The sequence below is a fragment of the Streptomyces sp. NBC_00986 genome (assembly GCF_045162565.1).
In the GTDB taxonomy this organism is placed as follows: Bacteria; Actinomycetota; Actinomycetes; order Streptomycetales; family Streptomycetaceae; genus Streptomyces.
The window spans coordinates 3780904-3802274 of record NZ_CP108733.1 but is presented as its reverse complement, the minus strand read 5'-3'; the positions used below and the strand labels follow the sequence as shown (position 1 = coordinate 3802274).

General features: G+C 69.6%; 13 protein-coding genes. 9 read left to right on the top strand and 4 right to left on the bottom strand.

Annotated features, from left to right (window positions below; genetic code table 11):
• The first annotated feature begins 2 nt into the window (after positions 1-2).
• Both OG504_RS16215 and OG504_RS16210 read left to right on the top strand, forming a co-directional pair.
• Positions 3-1592, top strand: coding sequence for a PucR family transcriptional regulator (locus tag OG504_RS16215; RefSeq protein WP_405990475.1), 1590 nt, complete (start codon positions 3-5; stop codon positions 1590-1592).
• Between the two features lie 178 nt (positions 1593-1770).
• Entirely contained in the window at positions 1771-3216 is a 1446-nt protein-coding gene (locus tag OG504_RS16210) for an aldehyde dehydrogenase family protein (protein WP_405996347.1), read from the top strand.
• 153 nt (positions 3217-3369) lie between these two features.
• Here OG504_RS16210 and OG504_RS16205 read toward each other — a convergent pair whose 3' ends face one another.
• Complete coding sequence (locus OG504_RS16205; protein ID WP_405990474.1) at positions 3370-6207, bottom strand: glycoside hydrolase family 3 C-terminal domain-containing protein; 2838 nt, start codon at positions 6205-6207, stop codon at positions 3370-3372.
• 291 nt (positions 6208-6498) lie between these two features.
• Here OG504_RS16205 and OG504_RS16200 point away from each other — a divergent pair, with 291 nt between their 5' ends.
• The 7 genes from OG504_RS16200 to OG504_RS16170 all read left to right on the top strand — a co-directional run bounded on the left by OG504_RS16200 (position 6499) and on the right by OG504_RS16170 (position 17511).
• The gene (locus tag OG504_RS16200) at positions 6499-8190 is read left to right on the top strand and encodes an extracellular solute-binding protein (RefSeq protein ID WP_405990473.1); all 1692 of its coding nucleotides are present in this window, start codon (positions 6499-6501) and stop codon (positions 8188-8190) included.
• A 27-nt stretch (positions 8191-8217) separates the two neighbouring features.
• Complete coding sequence (locus tag OG504_RS16195) at positions 8218-9252, top strand: ABC transporter permease (protein ID WP_405990472.1); 1035 nt, start codon at positions 8218-8220, stop codon at positions 9250-9252.
• On the top strand, positions 9249-10211 hold the full coding sequence (locus OG504_RS16190; RefSeq protein WP_405990471.1) for a carbohydrate ABC transporter permease: 963 nt from the start codon (positions 9249-9251) through the stop codon (positions 10209-10211). Before OG504_RS16195 ends, OG504_RS16190 begins: the two co-directional genes overlap by 4 nt.
• Before the next feature lie 102 nt (positions 10212-10313).
• Positions 10314-12524: a 1,4-beta-glucanase gene (locus OG504_RS16185; protein WP_405990470.1), complete on the top strand. Its 2211-nt coding sequence runs from the start codon at positions 10314-10316 to the stop codon at positions 12522-12524.
• Entirely contained in the window at positions 12524-14494 is a 1971-nt protein-coding gene (locus OG504_RS16180; RefSeq protein WP_405990469.1) for a beta-galactosidase, read from the top strand. Before OG504_RS16185 ends, OG504_RS16180 begins: the two co-directional genes overlap by 1 nt.
• Positions 14491-16761: a glycosyl hydrolase family 95 catalytic domain-containing protein gene (locus tag OG504_RS16175; protein ID WP_405990468.1), complete on the top strand. Its 2271-nt coding sequence runs from the start codon at positions 14491-14493 to the stop codon at positions 16759-16761. The genes OG504_RS16180 and OG504_RS16175 overlap by 4 nt, the downstream gene beginning before the upstream one ends.
• A 36-nt stretch (positions 16762-16797) precedes the next feature.
• Positions 16798-17511 carry a glycoside hydrolase family 12 protein gene (locus OG504_RS16170; protein ID WP_405990467.1) on the top strand — a complete coding sequence of 238 codons (714 nt, stop codon included), beginning with the start codon at positions 16798-16800 and terminating at the stop codon, positions 17509-17511.
• A 26-nt stretch (positions 17512-17537) separates the two neighbouring features.
• On the opposite strand, the gene OG504_RS16165 is transcribed toward OG504_RS16170, so the two are convergent.
• The 3 genes from OG504_RS16165 to OG504_RS16155 all read right to left on the bottom strand — a co-directional run bounded on the left by OG504_RS16165 (position 17538) and on the right by OG504_RS16155 (position 21210).
• On the bottom strand, positions 17538-17912 hold the full coding sequence (locus OG504_RS16165; protein ID WP_405990466.1) for a hypothetical protein: 375 nt from the start codon (positions 17910-17912) through the stop codon (positions 17538-17540).
• A 109-nt stretch (positions 17913-18021) separates the two neighbouring features.
• Complete coding sequence (locus OG504_RS16160; protein ID WP_405990465.1) at positions 18022-20085, bottom strand: TIM-barrel domain-containing protein; 2064 nt, start codon at positions 20083-20085, stop codon at positions 18022-18024.
• Between the two features lie 108 nt (positions 20086-20193).
• The gene (locus OG504_RS16155) at positions 20194-21210 is read right to left on the bottom strand and encodes a LacI family DNA-binding transcriptional regulator (protein WP_033284930.1); all 1017 of its coding nucleotides are present in this window, start codon (positions 21208-21210) and stop codon (positions 20194-20196) included.
• Positions 21211-21371: the final 161 nt, after the last annotated feature.

Sequence of the window (21371 nt, the reverse complement as noted above, 5' to 3'; positions counted from 1 at the left end):
CCATGCCCCCCACGCTCGCCTCCCTCGTCCACCACTCCGCGCTCAAGCTCACCGTGCGCGCCGGCGAGGACCGGCTGGACGTGCCCGTCCGCTGGGCGCATGTCAGTGAGCTGGCGGACCCGGTGCCGTACATGGAGGGCGGGGAGCTGCTGCTGACCACCGCGTTGAAGCTGGACGCGGAGGACACCAAGGCCATGCGGCGGTATGTGAAGCGGCTGGTGGGCGCGGGAGTCGTCGGGCTGGGGTTCGCCGTCGGGGTCAATTACGACGAGATTCCCAAGGTGCTGGTCGACACCGCGCAGGAGGAAGGGCTGCCGCTCCTCGAAGTCCCCCGCCGCACCCCCTTCATCGCGATCAGCAAGGCCGTCTCCGCAGCGATCGCCGCCGACCAGTACCGCTCCGTCACCGCCGGCTTCGCCGCTCAGCGTGAACTCACCAAGCAGGCCCTCACCGACGGCCCCGAGGGACTCCTCTCCGCCCTCGCCGCGCAGGTCGACGGCTGGGCCGCGCTCTACGACGCGTCCGGCGCCGTCGTCGCCACCGCCCCGGAGTGGGCGGGCCGCCGCGCCGCCCGGCTCACCGCGGACGTGGAGCGGCTCCGGGACCGGCCCGCCCCGGCCTCCTCGGTCGTGGGCGGCCCGGACAACGAGGACCGTGTCGAACTGCACACCCTCGGCACCGGCCGCCGCCCCCGCGCCGCACTCGCCGTAGGAACCGCATCCGCGCTCGGGACGGCGGAGCGCTACGCTGTGCACTCCGCGATCGCGCTCCTCACCCTCACCACGGAACGCTCGCGGTCGCTCCAGGCCGCCCATGAGCGGATCGGCGCGGCCGTGCTGCGGCTGCTGCTCGCCGGGCACCCGGACCACGCGCGGGCGGTCGCCGGAGATCTGTACGGCGGGCTGCTCGACGCGCCGTTCCGGATCATCGTGGGGGAGTCGGGGGACGCGGGGGACAGTGACCCCCTGGACGGGCTCGCCGAGGTCGTGGAATCCGCTGCGGCGCGCTCCGGGGAAGCCGTCCTCGTCGTACCGGAAGGGCCGGAACGGCTGGTGGCGCTGGCCGTCGACGGCGGCGCCGCGGTCGAGGCGTGCGCGGAGTACGCGGCGACGCTGGAGGGCGAGCGGGCCTCCTCGGCCACCGGGGAGCGCACCGGTGACGAGGACGACCTGGTCGTGGGGCTCTCGGCGCCCGCCGGGCCCATCGCCGCCGCGGCCGCCTACAAGCAGGCCGAGCAGGCGTTGTCCGTGGCGCGGAGGCGGGGGCGCGTGCTCGTGGAGCACGAGCAGTTGGCCGCCGGGTCCGTGCTGCCGCTGCTCGCCGATGACGCGGTGCGCGCCTTCGCGGACGGGTTGCTACGGCCGCTCTCCGAGCACGACGCCACCGGGCGCGGGGACCTCGTCGCCTCGCTGCGGGCGTGGCTGTCCCGGCACGGGCAGTGGGACGCGGCGGCCGCCGACCTCGGGGTGCACCGGCACACCTTGCGGTACCGGATGCGGCGGGTCGAGGAGATCCTCGGGCGGTCCCTGGACGATCCCGATGTACGGATGGAGTTGTGGCTCGCGCTGAAGGCGACGGCCGCGATGGAGTAGGCGGAACGGCATCTGCCTAACTGGAGTGTCCCGGCGCGGTACTGCTACTGCTCGGACAAACGCACCCCAGCTTCCCCGCACCTACCGTTGACCGGGAAGCACCGAGGAACACCGAGCAGCACCGAGAACAAGCACCCCCAACGCGGAAGGGCCGGCACACGCAATGCCCAACGAAACTGTGGCAGTCACCCACGCCTTCTGGCTCGCCGGCCGCCAGGCCACCGGCGAGGACACCTTCGACGTCACCTCGCCCTGGGACGGACGCCTCGTCGGCAAGGTCAGCGTGCCGTCCGACGCCCAGGTCGAGGAGGCGGTGGCCGCCGCCTACGCCGTACGGGACGAGTTCGCCGCCACCCCCGCCCACGTCCGCGCCGCCGCCCTCGACCACGTCAGCCGGCGTCTCGTCGAGCGCACCGAGGAGATCGCGCAGCTCATCTCCGCCGAGAACGGCAAGCCGATCAAGTGGGCGCGCGGTGAGGTCGGCCGTGCGGTGTCCGTGTTCCGGTTCGCGGCGGAGGAGGCCCGGCGGTTCAACGGCGGCGAGGCCCAGCGCCTCGACACCGACGCCGGCGGCCAGGGCCGGCTCGCCCTCACCCGGCGCTTCCCGAAGGGCGTCGTCCTCGGCATCGCGCCCTTCAACTTCCCGCTGAACCTGTGCGCCCACAAGATCGCCCCCGCGATCGCGGCCGGCGTGCCGATCATCCTCAAGCCGGCCCCGGCCACCCCGCTCTCCGGCCTGATCATCGGCGAGCTGCTCGCCGAGTCCGAACTGCCCGCCGGCGCGTGGAGCGTCCTGCCGGTCGCCAACGACCACATGCCGGCCCTCGTCCAGGACGAGCGGCTGCCGGTGATCTCCTTCACCGGTTCGGAGAAGGTCGGCTACGCGATCATGGACTCGGTGCCGCGCAAGCACTGCACCCTGGAACTGGGCGGCAACGGCGCGGCCGTCGTCCTCGGTGACTACTCCTCCGACGCCGACCTCGACTGGGCCGCGACCCGCATCGCCACCTTCTCCAACTACCAGGGCGGCCAGTCCTGCATCTCCGTGCAGCGCGTCATCGCGGACGCGGCCGTCTACGACCGGCTGCTCCCGCGCATAGTCGCCGCCGTCGAGGCCCAGGTCACCGGCGACCCGAGCGACGACAAGACCGATGTCGGGCCGCTGGTCAGCGAGGCCGCCGCGCAGCGCGTCGAGTCGTGGGTCCAGGAGGCCGTCGAGGCGGGCGCCACCCTCCTCACCGGTGGCAAGCGCGACGGTGCCTCGTACGCGCCGACCGTCCTCACCGACGTACCGGCCGACACGACGATCTCCTGCGAGGAGGTCTTCGGACCGGTCCTGACCGTCACGAAGGTGGACGGCGAGGCCGCCGCCTTCGCCGCCGCCAACGACTCCAAGTACGGCCTCCAGGCAGGAGTGTTCACCCACGACGTGCAGGTCGCGTTCCGCGCCCACCGCGCGCTCGAGGTCGGTGGTGTCGTGATCGGCGACGTCCCGTCCTACCGCGCCGACCAGATGCCCTACGGCGGCGCCAAGCAGTCCGGGGTCGGCCGCGAGGGCGTCAAGTTCGCGATGGACGACTACACCTACGAGCGGGTGCTGGTGCTCACGGGCCTCGCGCTCTGACCGGCCTCGGGGCGAGAGCGGCCGCTCTGACCGTTCTCTCACCGAGCGCCCCTAGCTAATGGGATCCATTTTCATATAGCCTCCCCGAAGGGGCCCGGCACCGATGCCTTCCGGTGCCGGGCCCCTTCATTGCTGTCGGCGGCCTCCGGACCCTCAGCCGGAGAAGCCGACATGCGCGAGCCGCAACGGCCCGCGCAGCTTCAGGTGCACATCGTGCAGGCCCTCGGCGACGATCCCGGCGCCGAGCGTCGTGTAGTCGTACGGGCCCGACGTCGGCGCGGGCAGGGCGAGTCGGGCGAGCGCCGGGCCGCCGTCCAGAGACAGTTCTACGACGCCCTCGCCCGCCACCTCCACGGTCATCTCCGTGACACCGGCGCCGAAGTCGCAGTGCCGGTAGGCCAGTTCGGCCGTACCGCCCCCCGCCGGTGTCACCGCGTCGCCCGCCACCTTCGTACGGTCGACGATCGCGCCGCCGGACTGCTCGTCGAAGTCGGCCGCGTCCAGGCCCTGTTGGAGGAGGTGTCGGGGTGCGGCGGGCTCGCCGGTCAGCGTCACCGTCGTCCGCAGGCGGATGTCCTCGCTGGAGGCGCCGAGGAGGAGTTCGTACGGACCCGGTTCGAGGCGGTGGCCACCCCGCGCCACGTCCCAGAACTCGAAGGCGGACAGCGGGACTTCGAAGGACAGCACCGCTGCCTCGCCCGGCGCGAGGGTCACGCGACGTTGTGCGGCCAGTTCGCGGCGCGGACGCGGGACCGACGGGTCCGTGGCGCGGGTGTACAGCTGCGCGACCTCGTCGGCTGTCACATCGCCCGTGTTGGTGACCGTGAACTGCACGTGCACCGCGTCGAGTTCGACCTGTGCCGTCAGGCCGCCGTACGTGAAGGACGCGTACGACAGGCCGTGGCCGAAGGGGAACAGGGGGGCGCCCTCGAAGTAGAGGTAGGTCTGTTGGCCGCCGATCACGTCGTAGTCGAGGAGGTCGGGCAGGTCGGAGTCGGCCGCGTACCAGGTCTGGGGGAGGCGGCCGGCGGGGGAGACGTCGCCGGCGAGGACACGGGCCAGGGCGGTGCCCGCCGCCTGGCCGCCGTGGGCGGTCCACAGGATCGCGGGGAGGTCGCCGGGGTCGACCGTGTACGGGTACGCGGAGACCAGGGCCAGGACCGTGTTCGGGTTCGCGGTGCGGGCCGCGCGCAGGAGGCGTTCCTGGTGGGCGGGGAGGCGGAGGGTCGTACGGTCCTCGGTCTCGCGGCCGTTGATGTGCGGGTCGTTGCCCGCGACGACGAGCACCACGTCCGCCGCCTCCGCGACCCGGGCCACCGCGTCCTCGCCGCGCTCGGCGATCACCAACTCGAAGATTTCTCCGCCCTCCTCGGCAACCTTCACGCCGTCGGCGGCGACAGAGACGTGGCGACCCGTACCGATGTGCAGCAGGAGGTGACCGTTCTCATGGGGTTCCAGGCGGAATGTCTCCTGGACGACCCAGCCTCCGGGCTGGTCGGCGGAGGCGCGGACGTAGCCGTCGTCGGCGACCGAGAGGTACCGGCCGTCGGGCGCGCGGAGGGTGAGGACGCCCTCGCCCCAGTCGACGAGGGCGAGTTCGGTGCCGGTGCCGTCCGTGGTGAGGGGCGGGAGGTCGGTGCGGCCGGCGAGGAGGGCCGGGTCCAACGCGCCCTCGGCGCCGCGTACTTCGTCTTCTGCGTCTGCCAACGGCACGTGCAGGAAGGTGCCTTGGGAGGTCCGCAGCCGGACCCGGTCCACTCCCTCCGCGAACTCGACGCGCTCGGCGCCGAATCGCTCGTACAGGCCCTCCAGTGGAGTGGAGCGGTGGATCAACGTGCCGCTGTACCAGTCGAGTTTGCACTCGTCCGCGAGCAGGCCCACTACGGCGAGGCGGGTGTCGTGGGCGAGGGGCAGCAGGGCGTCGTCGTTCTTGAGGAGGACGACTGCTTGTTCGGCGGCTTCTTGGGCGAGCGCCTGGTGCTCCGGGGTGTCGAAGTCCTCGATGCCGGCGTGCGGGTCGTGCGCCGGGTCGAACTCGCCGAGCCGGAACCGCACCGACAGCTGACGGCGGACCGCCGCGTCGACGTCCGCCTCCGTCAACAGGCCCTGCTCCAGAGCCCCTTGGACCCGCGCCACGATCGTCGAACCGTCCGTGCCGTGATCGGTGAAACTGTCCACACCGGACAGCAGCGAGGCCGCGGTGGCCTCCTCATGGGTGTCGAAGTAGTGCTCGGAGTCGACCAGGTTGGAGGGCGCGCCCGCGTCCGAGCAGACGAGGAGGTCCTCGTCGGTCCAGGTGCGCAACTGCTCGCGCAGATACGGCGAGACGTGGTTGGGGCGGCCGTTGACCAGGTTGTACGCGGGCATCACGCCCGCCACCGCGCCCGCCTCGACCGTCTCGCGGAAGGCGCGCAGGTCGTACTCGTGCAGTACGCGCGGGCGGACGGACGAGGACGAGATGTCGCGGCCCGTCTCGTTGTTGTGCGCCAGCCAGTGCTTGAGGACGGGGGCCGTGCGCCAGTACGTCGGGTGGTCGCCGCGCAGGCCGCGCGTGTACGCGGTGGCGATCGCCGAGGTCAGCTTCGGGTCCTCCGAGTAGCCCTCCTCGTTACGGCCCCACAGCGGGTGGCGCAGCAGGTTCACCGTCGGGGACCACACGTTGAGGCCGACGCGGTCGTCGCGGGCCCGCATCGCGCGGGCCTCCTTGGACACCGCGTCGCCTACCCGTCGTACGAGATCCTCGTTCCAGGTCGCGCCCAGGCCCACCGCCTGCGGGAAGACCGTCGCCGGGCCCATCCACGCGACGCCGTGCAGGGCCTCCTGGCCGGTGCGGAACGCGGCGACGTCCAGACGCTCCACGGCGGGCGCGTACTGGTGCAGGAAGCCGACCTTCTCGTCGAGGGTGAGGCGCGTCAGCAGGTCGTCGATGCGCTTCGCGAACGGCAGATGCGGATCGCGGAAAGGCGGCGTAGGCGGCGTTTGTGCGGTCACGTGGGGTTCCCCTTGCGATGGAGCGGCGCGGCTCTTTCGAAGCGCTTCGATGCTGATTCGATGCGGGTCAGGTGTCAAGAGACCTTCACCGTTATTTCAAGCAGCACATACGGACAGGTCATGCCCCGCACCTCCGAGGAATCTTGGGAGCGACCCTTGTGCACCCTTGGGTGTTCACTTAACCTCGCAGCAACATCGAAGCGCTTCGACTAAGTGCTCTGTTCCACTCAAGACACCGCAGCCGACGGCTCCACCGCCGGGTGTCCTGGTGCGCCATGAAGGGTTGACGCAATGACGCCGAACGCCTCCGCCGCCTCCGCTCCCAGCCGGAGAAGTTTCCTCGCCTCCACTGCGGTCGCCGCCGCAGCGGTGGCGGGTGGGGTACCGCTGCTCTCCGCCTGCGGGGCCTCGGACAGCGGTTCGGGCGGGGGCAGTTCGGAGGGCAAGGGCGTCAAGAAGCTGCTGCCGGCCTTCGTCGCCAGCAACGTGGTGACCCCGGACATCGCGTCCAAGAACGGCTCCTCGATCGGCTTCACCAGCAAGCTCGACCTCGCCGGCCTGAAGACCTCGGTACCGAAGAAGCTCGGCAAGAGCGGCAAGGTCTCCATCATGGCGCCGTTCTGGGGCTCCCCGCCCAAGAGCGACAACGCCTACTACAAGGCGATGAACTCCCTCATCGGCGTCGACGTGACCTGGCAGAACCAGGACGGCAACACCTACGACCAGAAGCTCGGCGCGGTCCTCGCCTCCAGCGACATCCCGGACGTCGTGGTCGTCCCCAGCTGGAACATGGGCGGCAAGATACCCAGCGCCATCATCGGCAAGTTCGCCGACCTCGGCCCCTACCTCGCCGGGGACAAGGCCAAGGACTACCCGAACCTCGCGGCAATCCCTACCGACGCCTGGCAGCGCTGCATCTTCGGCGGCAAGCTGCGCGGACTGCCGATGCCGTCCTCCTACGTCCCCAACATCGTGCCGCTCTACCGCAAGGACATCTTCGACAAGGAGGGGTATGAAGTCCCCACTTCTGCCGACGAGTTCATGGCCCTGGCCAAGGAGATCACCAACGCCAAGGCCAAGCGCTGGGCCTGCCTGGACATGAAGTGGACCGCCTTCAACATGTGGGGCGTGCTCTCCGGCAGCGAGAAATCGCTCGGCTGGAACCTCGTCGACGGCAAGCTGGTCAACCGCGTCGAGACCCAGGAGTACCTCGAAGCGCTGGAGTGGACCCGCAAGCTGTTCGCCGCCGGATACGTGCACCCCGACGCCAAGCTGGGCAAGAGCGCGGCCACCGACCCGGGCCCCAAGTTCGCGGCGGGCGAGTTCCTCATCTACCCCCAGGACATCTCGCAGTGGTGGAGCCGCACCGCCGAACAGGCCACCCAGAACCCGTCCTACAAGATCTGGGGCATGGACCTCTTCGGCCACGACGGCGGCGACCCGACCCTCTGGGCCGGATCACCGGCCGGCATCTTCGCCTTCATCAGCAAGAAGGCCTCCGCGTCCGTCATCCATGACGCGCTCGCCGTCGCCAACGTCACCGCCGCGCCGTACGGCACCAAGGAGTACATGCTCACCAACTACGGCGTGGAAGGCACCCATTACACCGTCAAGAACGGTGTCCCCACCAAGACCGACCAGGGCAACAACGAGGTCATCAACGCCTACGTCATGGTCGCCAGCCCCGCCTCCACCATCGCCCACCCCGACTTCCCCGAGGTCGCCAAGGCGCAGGTCGAGTGGCAGCAGCGGATGGGCGCCTTCACAAAGAAGTCGAGCTTCTACGGTCAGCAGATCACCGAGCCGAGCCGCTACACCAACCTCTCCAACGACTTCGAGCAGTTGGAGGACGACATCACCCGCGGCCGCAAGAAGATCAGCGACATGCAGCAGGCCGTATCGGACTGGAAGAGCAAGGGCGGCGACCAACTCCGCGCCTGGTACCAGAAGTTGCTCGACGACAACGGCACGGCGGCGAGCTGACCGGGTACCGAGGCAAGGAGAACGGCCGTGTCCCACAGCACGGTGCCTCGGAGCAGGACCGAGGCCGACACGACGGGCAAGACCCCGAAGGCGTCCGGCACCAGCACCGGCCCCCGACGCAACAGCCCCAAGGCGAAGGTGAGTTGGCGGCTCCGGTTCAGACGCGACCGCGTCCTGCTCCTGATGACCCTGCCGGCCGTCCTGCTCATCCTGGTCTTCAACTACCTGCCGATCCTCGGCAACATCGTCGCCTTCGAGGACTACGACCCCTACGTCAGCGACAACGGCATCGTCTCGATGCTGCACAGCCCCTGGGTCGGCCTGGAGAACTTCCAGCAGATCTTCGCGGACTCGTCTTTCTGGAACGCCGTACAGAACACGCTGGTCCTGTTCTTCCTCCAGCTCATCCTGTTCTTCCCGATCCCGATCCTCCTCGCGCTGCTCATCAACAGCGTGGTCAGGCCCCGGGTCCGGGCGCTCTCACAGGCGATCCTCTACCTCCCGCACTTCTTCTCCTGGGTGCTGGTCATCGCCGTCTTCCAGCAACTCCTGGGCGGGGCAGGCCTGTTCTCACAACTGCTCCGTCAACACGGCTTCGACGGCCTCGACGTCATGACCGACCCCAACACCTTCAAGTTCCTCATCACCGCGCAGAGCGTGTGGAAGGACGCGGGCTGGGGGATCATCGTCTTCCTCGCCGCACTGTCCTCCGTCAGCCCCGATCTGTACGAGGCCGCCGCGATGGACGGCGCGGGGCGGTGGCGCCGGATGTGGCACGTCACGCTGCCGGCACTCCGGCCCGTGATCGCGCTGCTGTTGGTGCTCCGGGTCGGTGACGCGCTGACCGTCGGCTTCGAGCAGATCCTGCTCCAACGTGACGCCGTGGGACCGGGAGCGGCGGAGGTCCTCGACACCTTCGTCTGGTGGAACGGCGTCCGCAACCAGGACTTCGGCTACGCGGCCGCCGCCGGACTCGTCAAGGGCGTGATCAGTCTCGGGCTGGTCCTCGCCGCGAACAAAGTGGCCCACCTCATGGGCGAGCAGGGGGTGTACAAGAAGTGACCGCCGTCATCGACCAACCCGTCGAGCCCGCCACGTCTGCCAAGTCCGTACGGCCGCCCGGGCGTTGGGCCGCGCCGCCCCGGCCCACCTGGGAGGAGGAACCCGGCAAGGTCGGTCTCGCGGGCAAGGGGCTCGTCCTCACGATCGCCTGTCTCGCCATCCTCTTCCCCCTGTGGATCGTCCTCGTCACCAGCCTCTCCTCCCGCAAGACCATCGACCAGGCCGGTGGGCTCGTCATGGTGCCCAAGGGCATCACCTTCGTCGCCTACAAGGAACTTCTCAGCGGCGGCCAGGTCACCCGTGCGGCGATCATCAGCGTCCTCATCACCGTTGTCGGCACGCTGTTTTCCATGGCGGTGTCTGTCCTCTGCGCCTACGGGCTCTCGCGTATCGGGTCGCTCGGGCATCGGTGGATTCTGATGATGATGCTGGCGACGATGTTTTTCAGCGCGGGGCTTATTCCGACGTATTTGCTGGTCCAGTCGCTCGGCCTGACCGACAGCTATCTCGCGTTGATCCTGCCCAGTGCGCTCAGTGTCTTCAACATCCTTGTGCTGCGCGGGTTCTTCATGGGGATCTCGCAGGAACTCATCGACAGTGCGCGGATCGATGGCGCCGGTGACTTCCGGATTCTGTGGGTCATCGTCATGCCGTTGTCGCGTGCGGTGCTGGCGGTCATCACGTTGTTCTATGCCGTGGGGTATTGGAGTGCCTGGTTCAACGCGTCGCTGTATCTGAACGACCAGGACATGATGCCGCTGCAGAACGTCATGATCCAGCTGGTGCAGAAGCAGGAGGCTCCGGTGGGGCTCGGTCAGGCCATCAAGACCGGGGAGTTGTCGGGGCTTGCCGTGCAGATGGCGGTCATGGTGATGGCGTTGTTGCCGGTGGCTGTGCTTTCGCCGTTTGTGCAGCGGCACTTTAAGAAGGGGATGCTTACCGGCGCCGTCAAGGGCTGAATCGGTTGCGTTTTGTCTGCGGGTGCGTGGGGGCTGGTCGCGCAGTTCCCCGCGCCCCTAAAACATCTCTCCTTGCCCCATCTCATACAGCGAGGTATGTGCATGCTTGCGTCCCGAGTGAGCCGCCGGGCCGTTCTTGCCGGGGTTGCGGCTGGCGCCGCGCTCTCCACTGTGCCGGGTGTCACCGCGAAGGCGAATGCGGCGGAACGCCCCTCCTATCGCTGGCGCAACGTCGCAATCGGCGGCACCGGATTCGTTACCGGCGTTCTTTTCCACCCCTCCGTCCGCGGTCTCGCCTACGCCCGTACCGACATCGGCGGTGCCTACCGGTGGGACGACCGGACCGCCCGCTGGGCCCCCCTCACCGATCAACTCGGCTGGGACGACTGGAACTTGCTCGGTGTGGAGGCGCTCGCCGTCGACCCCGCGCACCCGGACCGCCTGTACCTCGCAGTCGGTACGTACGCCCAGTCGTGGGCCGGCAATGGTGCGATCCTCCGCTCCGAGGACCGGGGCGCGACCTGGACCCGCAGCGACCTGGCCGTGAAGCTCGGCGGCAACGAGGACGGGCGTGGTGCGGGGGAGAGGCTGCTCGTCGATCCGCGTGACAGTGACACCCTGTGGCTCGGTACCCGGCACGACGGGCTGCTCAAGTCGGCCGACCGGGGCGCCACTTGGGCAGCTGTGACCGGGTTCCCGGCGACCGGCAACGCCTCCGGCCAGGGCGTCACCTTCCTCGTCGCCGTCGGGCGTGCCGTCTACGCCGGGTGGGGTGACGGTGACGGGAGCGCGACCGCCGTCAACCTCTACCGCACCACCGACGGCACCAACTGGACCGCCGTTCCCGCGCAGCCCGCCGGCACCTCCGCCAAGGTCCCGATCCGTGCCGCCTACGACGCACGCGCCCGCGAGTTGTACGTGACGTACGCCGACGCGCCCGGGCCCAACGGTCAGTCCACCGGCAGTGTGCACAAGTTGGCCGTCGCGAGCGGGACTTGGAGCGAGGTCACGCCGGTGAAGCCGGGCGGGACCACGTCCGACGGGTCCGTCGACAGCTTCGGTTATGGCGGAGTCGCCGTCGACGCCCGTCGTGCCGGCACCGTCGTCGTCTCCACCAACAACCGCTGGGCGGCCGTCGACACCCTGTACCGGACCACCGACGGCGGCCGTACCTGGACGTCCCTCAAGGACGTTGCTGTCTTCGACGTGTCCGAGACTCCTTTCCTCAAGTGGGGTGTGGATCAGCCGAAGTTCGGCTGGTGGATCCAGGCCGTGGCCGTCGACCCGTACGACTCGAAGCACGTCGTGTACGGCACCGGCGCCACGCTCTACGGCACCCGTGACCTCACCCACTGGGCACCGCAGATCCGTGGGCTGGAGGAGGCGTCCGTGATCCAGCTGATCTCGCCCCCGGTCGGGGAGGCGCACCTGATCAGCGCCTCGCGGGACATCGGCGTGATGTACCACGAGCGGCTCACGGCGTCTCCGTCGCGCGGCATGGCGACGAATCCCGTGTTCGGGTCGGCGACCGGGATCGCGCAGGCCGCGGGCAGGCCGTCGTACGTCGTCCGTACGGGCTTCGGCGACAGCGGCAACGGTGCGTACTCCCGCGACGGCGGGCGGAGCTGGGCGCCCTTCGCTGCCCAGCCCGACATCGCCGGGGACTCACCGGGGCCGATCGCCACCAGCGCCGACGGCGGTACGCTGCTGTGGTCCTTCGTGCACTGGGACGGCACGAAGTACCCGGCTCACCGCTCGGCGGACAACGACACGACCTGGTCCGAGGTCTCCTCCTTCCCGAAGGGCGCCACGCCGGTCGCCGACCCGGCCGACCCGACGCTCTTCTACGCATACGACACCGACACAGGAACGCTGTACGCCAGCACTGACAGTGGCCGTTCGTTCGCACAGCGTGCGGGTGGACTGCCCGCCGGCGACAGCCAGTTCCAGCTGGTCGCGGCGCCGGGGCGGTCCGGTGACCTGTGGTTGAGCGTCAAGTGGAACGGGCTCTACCGGTCCCTCGACGGGGGCGTCAGCTTCTCGAAGGTCGCCAGTTGCTGGGCCTCCTACACCCTCGGCTTCGGCAGGGCCGCCCCCGGCGCCGCATACCCGGCCATCTATCAAGTCGGCTCGACCGAGACCATCACCGCCGTCTACCGCTCCGACGACGAGGCGAAGACCTGGGTGCGCATCAACGACGACCAGCACCAGTGGGGTTGGGTCGGGCAGGCCATCGTCGGTGACCCGCGCGTCCACGGCCGCGTGTACCTCGCCACCAACGGGCGCGGCATCCAGTACGGGGAGCAGATCTGATGCCTCAGCTCAGCGATGCCACGCGCGGGCGCATCCTCTTCGGCGGTGACTACAACCCCGAGCAGTGGCCCGAGGAGACCTGGCACGAGGACGTCCGGCTGATGAAGGACGCCGGCGTCAACTCCGTCACCCTCGGTGTCTTCTCCTGGGCCAGGATCGAACCCGAGCCGGGAGCACGGGAGTTCGGCTGGCTCGACCGGCTGATGGATCTGATGCACGGGAATGGGATCGGCGTCGTCCTCGCCACGCCCACCTCCTCCCCGCCGCCGTGGCTGGGGCGCCTGCACCCGGAGACCTTGCCCCGCGATGCCGACGGCCGTATCGAATGGTGGGGCGGGCGGCAGCACTTCTCGCACTCCAGCGCCGTCTACCGCGAGCACGCCGCCGCCATCACCGAGGCCCTGGCCGCCCGTTACGCAGGCCACCCCGCGCTCACGATGTGGCACATCAACAACGAGTACTGCACCTTCGACTACGGCGACGAGGCCGCCGTCGCCTTCCGCCGCTGGCTGCGCGCGAAGTACGACACGCTCGACGCCCTCAACTCGGCCTGGGGAACGGCCTTCTGGAGCCAGGGCTACGACACCTGGGACGGCGTCCTGCCCCCGCGTCACGCGCACTACCTCAACAACCCCACCCACGTGCTCGACTTCCGGCGCTTCACCTCCGACATGCTCCTGGAGTGCTACACCGCCGAGCGTGACATCGTCCGTCGGCACACCCCGCACCTCCCGGTCACCACCAACTTCATGCCGCTGTGGGTGGGGCAGGACGGCTGGCGCTGGTCCGAGCAGGAGGACGTCGTCTCGGTCGACCTGTATCCCGATCCGCGCGATCCGCTCGGCGCCCAAAGTGCCGCACTCGTACAGGACTTGACCCGTTCGCAGGCACACGGGCCCTGGATGCTCATGGAACAGGCCGCTGGACCCGTCAACTGGCGCGGCGTGAACCACCCGAAGCCACGCGGCCTCAACCGCCTCTGGTCCCTACAGGCCGTGGCCCGGGGCGCGGACGCCGTCTGCTACTTCCAGTGGCGCCAATCCCGGCAGGGCGCCGAGAAGTTCCACTCCGGGATGCTCAGTCACGCGGGGGAGCGGGGCCGCACCTTCCGGGAGGTGAAGCAGCTCGGCGCCGAACTCGCGCGGATCGGCAGTGAGGTGACGGACACTCACATCACCGTCGACATCGCGATCCTGCACGACTGGAACGCCTGGTGGGCCGGTGCGCAGGACGGCCGTCCCTCCACCGAGGTCGACTACCCGGACGTCCTCCGCGCCTGGCACCGCGCCCTCTGGGAGTCCCACCTCACCACCGACTTCGCCCACCCCGAACACGACCTGTCCGCCTACAAGTTGGTCGTCGTCCCGCAGCTCTACCTCCTCACGGACACCGCGATCGACAACCTCCTCGCGTACGTCCGAGGCGGCGGCACCCTCGTCTCCGGCTTCCTCACCGGCATAGCCGACGAGGACGATCGAGTACGCCCCGGTGGCATGGACGCCCGTCTCCGCGGACTGTTCGGCATCCGCACCCTGCACGAGTGGTGGCCGCTGGACGCGGGGGAGACGGCGGAGTGCGAGGGGTTCCGCGGGACGCTGTGGTCCGAGGAGATCGAGCCGGAGGACGACGGCGTCGACGAGGTGATTCCCTACAAAGGCGGGGAGTTGGACGGCCTGCCCGCGGTACTGCGCAGGGGCCGGTCCTGGTACGTCTCCACGCTCCCCGAGCCGGACGCGTTGCGAGACCTGCTCGCCCGTGTCGCCACCGACGCGGGGGCGCGTCCGGTGCTCGCCGGGCTTCCGCAGGGCGTCGAGGCCGTACGGCGTGGGGAGTCGCTGTTCCTGCTCAACCACGGCCGCGAACCAGTCACCGTCGATATCCCCGGCACCCACCGGGACTTGCTCACCGACACGACCGCCGAGGGCGAGATCACCCTCGGCCGTTACGGTGCGGCAGTGTTGCGCCCATGATCAGCGAACCCGTACCGGCCACGCCTCCGGCCCCCGGCCCCGCACACGCCACCTGGGAACCTCTCCCCGCCACCCGCTGGGAGGACGCCTTCCTCAGCGGCAACGGTCACCACGGCGTCCTCGTGTTCGGTGATCCGAACGACGACCGTGTCATCGTCACCCACCACACCCTCGTCCGCCCGAACGGCGCCGAACACACCCGGCCCCCACACCTCGCCGCCGAACTCCCCGCGCTCCGGGCCCGGTTGCTCGCCGGGGACCTCGCCGCCGCCGAGGGATTCACGGACGGCCGCCCGCTCCAGTGGGTGCAGCCCTTCCACCCGGCCTTGCAGCTGCGGCTGCGCAGGCAGTCCGGTGCGACAGGCGGTCGCGACTATCGCCGTACCGTCGACTTCACCACCGGCGAGGTCACCGCCATTGGTGAGGCCACCGATACTCACGCGGACTGGTGCAGCCGCGTCTTCGTCTCCCGTGCCGACGACGTGATCGTCCAGCACATCACCGCCCCCGACCTCACCCTCGACCTCGCCCAGGACCATCAACTCCCGGGTGTGCCAACAGGGTTGGGCGTCGGTCACGGCACTCTCCTCACCTCCGACGGTGCCGTTCTCACCCTCCGCGTCCGCTATCCCGACAGCGACCGCGCTTACACCGGAGTCACCCTCGCCGTGGTCTCCGGCGGTACAACACGGCTCACCTCGGCGGGAGTTCGGATCGCCGGGGCCACCGAGGTCCTTCTCCTCACCCGAGTCCGACGCCACACCGGCGAGCTGGACGTCGTAGAAGAGACCCGCGCTCTAAGGGAGTTGGTCGACGAGGGGGCGCACTCCTACGACTCGTTCCTCGACCGGCACCTCGCCCTGCACCGCACCGCCTACGCCCGCGTCACTCTCGACCTCCACGCCGACGACGCCGAACGCGCTCTCCCCGGAAGCGAGTTGCTGAAGCGGCCCCGCAGCACCGCCCTCATCGAACGGCTCTTCGCCGCCGGCCGGTATCACCTCCTCTCCTCCAGCGGACTGTTCCCGCCCCGGCTCACCGGACTGTGGACCGGCGACTGGAACACGGCCTGGTCGGGGGCGTTCACCAATGACGCGAACCTCAACCTCCAGACCGCCTCCGCCGCGAGCGCCGCCCTTCCCGAAGTCACCGACGCCCTCGCCTCCTTGATCCATCGTCAGCTCGACGACTGGCGGGAGAACGCCCGTGCCGTCTTCGGTGCCCGGGGTGTCGTCGCGCCCGCGCACAGCGACGGGGAGTCCGGGCTGTCGTACCACTTCAGCCGTGAGTACCCGCTGCACCTGTGGACCGCCGGCGCCGACTGGCTGCTCAAGCCGCTCGTCGACCACGACGAGACGCGTGGTGCACGTGATCCGCGTACCGCTGCCGTACTCGCCGAAGTCGCCCTGTTCTACGAGGACTTCCTCACCGCGCCTGATACCGCCCCCGAGGGCCACGTGGTTGTCGTCCCCTCCTACTCGCCCGAGAACCGTCCCGCGAACGCCAACGCCAGCTGGGGCGCGATCAACGCGGCGATGGACCTCTCCGCCGCCCGGCACGCACTCCACACGGCTGCCGCCTACCACCCGGGTACGCCGGAGGCCCTCCGGTGGCTCGCTCTCGCCGACCGGCTGCCGCCGCACCGGGTCAACTCCCAAGACGCGCTTGCCGAATGGGCCTGGCCGGGCCTCGACGACACCTACGACCATCGCCACCTCAGTCATCTCTACGGTGTCTGGCCGCTCGACGAGATCAACCCGTACGACACCCCTCAGCTTGCTGCCGCCGCTCACCGCGCGCTCCAACTCCGGGGCGCCGAGAACGATTCCGCGCACGGGCACCTCCATCACGCGCTCGTCGCGGCCCGGCTCCGGGACGGCGAGCGGGTCGCGCACGCTCTCGGGCAGGTTCTCGACGGTGACTTCTTCCATGCCTCGCTGATGAGCGCGCACTACCCGAACCGTGACGTCTACAACGCGGACGCCGCGCACACCCTGCCCGGTGTGCTCGTCGAGGCGCTCGTGCAGTCCACCCCGGACCGGCTGGTCCTGCTGCCCGCGCTGCCTGCGGCGTATCCGCACGGTCAACTCACCGGCGTACGCACGAGGTTCGGGGCGGAGGTCGATCTGAGCTGGACGCCCCACTCCGCCACGGCGCTGATCCGGCCGTCCCGTACCCACCGCGTCGAACTCCGGACTTCCTCCGGCACGGAGCCGCTCGACCTCGTCGCCGGAGAAGACCGCGTCCTCATCCTGGGGCCGCGGTAGCCACTCGCACCTCCCCCCACCCATGGAAGGGACACCATGGCAACACGCAAGCCAGGCCGCGTACTTACGGCCGTTCTCGCCCCCGCACTCGCGCTCGGCGCCACCGTCGCGCTCGCCTCGGCCCCCGCCTCCGCCGCCGTCTGGAGCTCCTGCGACCAGTGGGGCACCACGACCCTGAACGGCTACACGCTCTACAACGACATCTGGGGCTCCGGCGCCGGCAGCCAGTGCATCTGGGCCAACTCCGGTACCAACTGGGGTGTCAACGCCAACCACCCCAACACCGGCGGCATCAAGTCCTACCCCAACGCCAAGAAGGTGATCAACAAGTCGATCACCTCGCTGGGTTCGCTCACCAGCAGCTACAACGTCACGGTCCCGTCGTCCGGCGCGTACAACACGTCCTACGACATCTGGGACACCAACTACGACTACGAGATCATGCTCTGGATGAACAAGACCGGCGCCGTCGGCCCGCTCGGCACCTCGCAGGGCACCCTCACCCTGGGCGGTCACACCTGGACCGTCTACAAGGGCAACAACGGCGCCAACGACGTGTTCTCGTTCGTGCGCACCTCGAACTCCAGCTCCGGCACCGTCAACGTCCTGCCGATCCTGAAGTGGATCAAGGACACCAAGGGCTGGTTCGGCAACGTGACCATCGGGGACCTTCAGTTCGGGTTCGAGATCACGTCCTCGTCCGGCGGCCTGAACTTCACCACCAACAGCGAGAGCGTCAGCAGTAGTTGACCCACCCGGGCACCTCGGTGCCCAGCTCAGCCGCCCGGTCCTCGTACTCCGCGAGGGCCGGGCGGCGCCACGAGGAGCGCGGCGACCCAGCAGCCCAACGCGGCCAGTACGAGGCCGAACACCGCCGGATTTACGTACCCGGGAACGGTGTTCGCGACGTAACTCCCGCCGTCCGACGTCTCGCAGACGAACCGGAGCGGGACGAAATCCACCGAGTAGTCAGTGACGCTCTGGACCTTCTTGTCGTACTGCCAGCCGGTCGTACGGCAGGGCCGTAGCGGCGACGAGTCGGTGCCACCGTCCTTCGCCTCCAGCAGTGCGCCGACGATGTGCAACAGACCCCAGAGATACAGGGCGAACGCGGCGAGGCCCGCAACGATGGCGAGCTTGCGTAACACCATCGGAGGAGTCCAGCAGAACAAGATCGGTACGGCTGTGACGGAGGCCACAGTTCCGCGCAACGGAAGCGTCACGGCCCGGAGGGGAGGCCCGACTCCCCTCCGGACTCCGCTACTCCGTCACCGGCAACGTCGCCCCGTCCCGCAGGAACAGCGGGATCCGGTCCAGCGGCGCGTCGACCGTGACCGCCGTACCGCCCTCGTACGTCTCGCCCGTCCACGCGTCCGTCCACCACGCGCCCGCCGGGAGGTACGCCGTGCGGACCGTGGCGCCCGCCGTCAGCACCGGGGCGACCAGCAGGTCCGGGCCGAAGAGGTACGCGTCGTCCACCGACCAGGTCGCCGGGTCCCCGGGGAATTCGAGGAACAGCGGCCGCATCACCGGCAGCCCCTCCTCGTGCGCGGCGCGCATCACGTCGAGGACGTACGGCTTCAGGCGTTCGCGCAGTCTCAGGTACTTCTCCAGGATCGGCAGGGCCCGATCGCCGTACGACCAGACCTCGTTGGGGCCGCCGGTCATGTCGGGGCCCAGCGGCATGCCCGGGTCGCGGAAGCCGTGCAGACGCATCAGCGGGGACAGCGCGCCGAACTGGAACCAGCGGACCAAGACTTCCTGGTACGCCGGGTCGTCCGGGTCGCCGCCGTGGAAGCCGCCGATGTCCGTGTTCCACCAAGGGATGCCGGAGAGCGCGGTGTTGAGGCCCGCGGCTATCTGGCGGCGCAGGGTCGGGAAGTCGGTGCCGATGTCACCCGACCAGAGCGCGGCGCCGTGGCGCTGACTGCCCGCCCACGCCGAGCGGTTGAGGGTGATGACCTCGTCGTCACCGACGCCTTCGGCGCGCAACCCCTCCGCGAACGTACGGGAGTTCTCGGCCGGGTAGATGTTGCCGACCTCCAGGCCCGGGCCCGCCCAGTAGCGCAGGTTCTCCGGGAAGCCCGGCTTCAGCTCGGGCTCGCACGCGTCCAGCCAGAAGGCCGTGATGCCGTACGGGACAAGGTAGTTGTCGCGGATCTTCGACCACAGGAAGTCCCGGGCCTCGGGGTTCGTGGCGTCGTAGAAGGCCACCTGGACCGTCGACGCGACCCCCTTGTCCGGCCAGTCGGCGTGGGCCATCGGGCCGTACTGGGTGCCGATGAGGTAGCCGCGCTGTTCCAGGACGGAGTGGTTCTCGCTGAGGGGGGAGACGGAGGGCCAGACGCTCACCACCAACTTCACGCCCAACTCGTCCAGTTCACGGACCATCGCCGCCGGGTCGGGCCACTCGGCCGGGTCGAACTTCCAGTCGCCCAGGTGCGTCCAGTGGAAGAAGTCGCAGACGATCGCGGAGAGTGGGAGGTCCCGGCGCTTGTACTCCCTTGCCACGGCGAGGAGTTCGGCCTGGGTGCGGTAGCGCAGCTTGCACTGCCAGAAGCCCGCCGCCCACTTGGGGAGCATCGGCGTACGGCCCGTCACCGCGCTGTAGCGGCGCTGCCCGTCGGCCGGGTCGCCCGCGGTGATCCAGTAGTCGATCTGGCGGGCCGAATCCGCCACCCAGCGCGTGCCGTTGCCGGCCAGCTCCACGCGGCCGATCGCCGGGTTGTTCCACAGCAGGGTGTAGCCCCGGCTGGAGACGAGCACCGGGATGCCGACCTCGGCGTTGCGCTGGACCAGGTCGAGGACCAGGCCCTTCTGGTCCAGCTTGCCGTGCTGGTGCTGCCCGAGGCCGTACAGCTTCTCGTCCTCGTACGCGGCGAAGCGCTGCTCCAGGCGGTGGTGGCCGTTGCCGACCGCCGTGTAGAGGCGCGAGCCGGGCCACCAGAAGTGGGCGCGGGCCTCGGCGAGGAGTTCGCTGGAGTCGTCGGTGCGCAGGAAGCGGATCAGGCCCTCGGCGTCGACCTCGACGGTCAACTCGCCCACACTCAGGGTCCCATGGCCGTCCTCGATCTTGACGGTGGCCTCGGTGGCCGGTGCCTCGTCCAGGAGCGCGCCGGGCAGCCCGTCGAGCAGCGGGCCGCCGAGCCTGGCCCTGACCCGTACCGCGTCCGGCCCCCACGGTTCGATCCGCAGGGTCTCCTGACGGCCGCTCCACTCCAGCGCGCCGTCCCGCTCACGGAAGGTGCCGACAGTGGGCGACGACTGCGCGAGGCTGACCGCACCCGCGCCCTGACTGATCTGGTTTTCGGCAGGCTGATTCACGAGAGGGCTCCTGTGAGGAGAGCAGACGGAGGAGTGCGGACAGGCGAGTTGCGGACATGGCGGTGCCCTGGCGGCGGCACAGGGTGGAGCTCTGAGGTCGGAAAAGGGTCAGGACGACGCGGCGGGCGCCGGCCCCGTACTCGCCCGCATCGTCAACTCCGGGGTGATCAGCACGACTTCGTCGCTGCCGCGGCCGTCCAGCTTGGCCACCAGGTGTTCCACGGCGTAACGGCCCATCTCCTGCGCGGGGATGGCGACGGACGTCAGCCGCACGGAGGCCTGGGTGGCGACCTGGTCGGGGCAGACCGCGACCACCGACACGTCCTCCGGCACGGCCCGGCCCTGCTGGCGCAGCAGGGCGAGCAAAGGCTCGACCGCCGACTCGTTCTGCACGACGAAGCCCGTGGTGCCGGGGCGTTCGTCGAAGATCCGGGCCAGGGTCGTCGTCATCGCGTCGTACCCGCCCTCGCACGGCCGGTGCAGCACGCGCAGGCCCAACTCCCGTGCCCGGGACCGGAGTCCGTCGAGGGTGCGCTCGGCGAAACCGGTGTGCCGTTCGTAGACCGCGGGGGCCTCGCCGATGACAGCGATGTCGTGGTGGCCGAGTTTGGCGAGGTGTTCGACGCAGAGTGCGCCGGTCGCGCCGAAGTCGAGGTCGACGCAGGTCAGTCCGGTGGTGTCGGCGGGGAGGCCGATGAGCACGGAGGGCTGGTCGGTGCCGCGCAGCAACGGCAGCCGCTCGTCGTCGAGTTCGACGTCCATCAGGATCATCGCGTCGGCGAGGCCGCTGCCGGTGACCCGGCGCACCGCGTCGGGACCCTCCTCGCCGGTGAGCAGCAGCACGTCGTAGCCGTGCAGGCGGGCGGTGGTCGCCACGGCGATGGCGATCTCCATCATCACCGGCACGTACATGTCGGTGCGCAGCGGCACCATCAGCGCGATGATGTTCGACCGGCTGCTGGCCAGGGCGCGGGCGCCCGCGTTCGGGTGGTAGCCCAGCTCGCGGATGCTCTGCTCGACCCGCTGCCGGGTGGCTCCGGAGATGGACCGCTTGCCGCTGAGGACATAGCTCACCGTGCTCGCCGAGACTCCGGCGTGCTGGGCGACCTCGGCGAGGGTGACCATCCAGCTCTCCAAGCTTTGTGAAGCGCTTCGACAGTGCGCGTTGCTGACAAGGGCGGGTGAGGGTGGTTCGACATTAGCTTCAGGCGGTGTGGGTGTCCATAGGTTGTCGAAGCGCTTCGACACTTTCTCGAAACACCGGGCTCGACTGTTCGGGAAACCCC

Bases quoted from the DNA above. Each gene is read 5' to 3' on its own strand.
- OG504_RS16215 (WP_405990475.1), top strand. From the start codon at position 3: ATGCCCCCCACGCTCGCCTCCCTCGTCCACCACTCCGCGCTCAAGCTC.
- OG504_RS16155 (WP_033284930.1), bottom strand. From the start codon at position 21,210: ATGGTCACCCTCGCCGAGGTCGCCCAGCACGCCGGAGTCTCGGCGAGC.
- OG504_RS16165 (WP_405990466.1), bottom strand. From the start codon at position 17,912: ATGGTGTTACGCAAGCTCGCCATCGTTGCGGGCCTCGCCGCGTTCGCC.
- OG504_RS16185 (WP_405990470.1), top strand. From the start codon at position 10,314: ATGCTTGCGTCCCGAGTGAGCCGCCGGGCCGTTCTTGCCGGGGTTGCG.
- OG504_RS16200 (WP_405990473.1), top strand. From the start codon at position 6,499: ATGACGCCGAACGCCTCCGCCGCCTCCGCTCCCAGCCGGAGAAGTTTC.
- OG504_RS16180 (WP_405990469.1), top strand. From the start codon at position 12,524: ATGCCTCAGCTCAGCGATGCCACGCGCGGGCGCATCCTCTTCGGCGGT.
- OG504_RS16175 (WP_405990468.1), top strand. From the start codon at position 14,491: ATGATCAGCGAACCCGTACCGGCCACGCCTCCGGCCCCCGGCCCCGCA.
- OG504_RS16170 (WP_405990467.1), top strand. From the start codon at position 16,798: ATGGCAACACGCAAGCCAGGCCGCGTACTTACGGCCGTTCTCGCCCCC.